Origin of the sequence: Tropicibacter alexandrii, assembly GCF_003667315.2 — a bacterium.
Classification (GTDB): Bacteria; Pseudomonadota; Alphaproteobacteria; order Rhodobacterales; family Rhodobacteraceae; genus Tropicibacter; species Tropicibacter alexandrii.
In genome coordinates this window covers 1-1,905 of record NZ_RCTZ02000052.1, presented here as the reverse complement: position 1 = coordinate 1,905, position 1,905 = coordinate 1, and the positions used below count along the sequence as shown (strand labels likewise).

At 64.6% G+C, this 1,905-nt stretch carries 1 protein-coding gene; it reads right to left on the bottom strand.

The window, feature by feature from the left end; translation table 11 throughout:
- Nucleotides 1–120: 120 nt before the first annotated feature.
- Nucleotides 121–1,626 (bottom strand): fumarate hydratase, encoded by a 1,506-nt coding sequence (locus D8Z78_RS24300; RefSeq protein ID WP_121632374.1) that lies wholly within the window; start codon nt 1,624–1,626, stop codon nt 121–123.
- Nucleotides 1,627–1,905 lie beyond the last annotated feature (279 nt).

Below are 1,905 nucleotides of genomic sequence, written 5' to 3'. Positions count from 1 at the left end.
CGCTTCCTGCGCCCGGTCTGCTACCAGAACCTCCCCGACGCGCTGCTGCCCGTCGACTGGGCCTGACCCAAAGCGCCTTATGGCGCAGGGCGGGGGAAACCTCGCCCTGCGTCAAAACCCTCAGGCGAGGATCGGCACCCGCTTCCATTCCGCCGGGCCGGTCTTGTGGATCGAGTTGCCCTCGCTGTCCACGGCGACGGTCAGCGGCATGTCCTCGACCTTCAGCTCATAGATCGCTTCCATGCCAAGGTCTTGGAACGCAATGGGTTTCGCGTCCTTGATGGCCTTCGACACCAGATAGGCAGCGCCGCCCACAGCGATCAGGTAGGCGGCCTTGTGCTTGGCGATGGCCTCCAGCGCGACCGGGCCGCGCTCGGCCTTGCCGACCATCAGCTTCAACCCCGTCGCGCCAAGGATCTGGTCGGTGAACTTGTCCATCCGGGTCGAGGTCGTCGGCCCCGCAGGTCCGATCACCTCGTCGCCGACCGCATCCACTGGCCCCACATAATAGATCGCGCGGCCTTTGAGATCGACGGGCAGCTCTTCGCCCCGGTCGAGCATCTCGACCATGCGCTTATGCGCGGCATCGCGGCCGGTATAGAGCGTCCCCGAGGCCAGGATCGTCTGGCCGGGCTTCAGCGAGGCCACGACCTCGTCGTTCAGATCGTCGAGGTTCAGCTTCCGAGTATTCGCACCGGCCTTGTCCAGCAGCACCTCGGGCCAGTCGGCCAGATCGGGCGCCTCGAACCGGGCCGGGCCGGACCCGTCCAGCGTGAAATGCACGTGGCGCGTGGCGGCGCAGTTCGGGATCAGGCCAACGGGCAGCGAGGCCGCATGCGTCGGGAAGCTGTGGATCTTGACGTCGAGCACGGTGGTCAGACCGCCCAAGCCCTGCGCGCCGATCCCCAGCGCATTGACCCGCTCGGCGATTTCAAGGCGCAGTTCCTCGGTCCGGTTCGACGGGCCACGGCGGATCAGGTCATGCAGGTCGATGGGGTCGTTCAACGACGCCTTGGCCAGCTTCATCGCCTTGTCGGCCGAGCCGCCGACGCCGATGCCAAGGATGCCCGGCGGGCACCAGCCCGCGCCCAGCGTCTCCACGGTCTGCACCACCCAGTCGGCAATCGAGGCCGAGGGGTTCAGCACGGTGAATTTCGCCTTGTTTTCCGAGCCACCGCCCTTGGCCGCCACATGCACCGACACGGTATCGCCCGCGACGATTTCCGTGGTCAGCATGGCGGGCGTGTTGTCGCCCGAGTTCTTGCGCGTGCCGAACGGGTCGGTCACGACCGAGGCGCGCAGCGGGTTGGTGTCCAGCTGATAGGCGCGGCGCGTGGCCTCGTCCACGGCATCCTGAAGGCTGCCGGACAGTTCAAGCCGCGCCTGCGCGCCGACCTCGATCACCACGTTGGCGGTGCCGGTGTCCTGACAGATCGGACGGCGACCCATGGCGCACATGCGCGAGTTCACCAGAATCTGCGCCATCGCCTGCTTGGCGCCGGGATTTTCCTCGCGTTCCCACGCGGCGGCCATGGCACGGATGAAATCCGGCGGATGATAGTAGGAAATGTATTGCAACGCCTCGGCGATGCTGTCGATCAGATCACTTTCCTTGATCACCCGCATGGTCTTTGGTCTCCTTCGATCCTGTGCACCACGTCCGTCGCGATATGCCATAAGCGCGGCAAGGATCTGCCGCGCCCGCAGGGTTATTGCGCGTTTGGATGAGGTTTGTCGATACCACAGGCACTGGCCAAAAGCCGCAGGCCATGCGGCCCGCGGTCTGAATGCGAATAATTTAACATAACGATCATTACACGCGCGGACCGTGTAGCCGCAAAGTTAAAGTGTCCCACATCTGCAAATCAGAAGTGTCACACTTCCCCTGTTGCTGACAGGATTGGA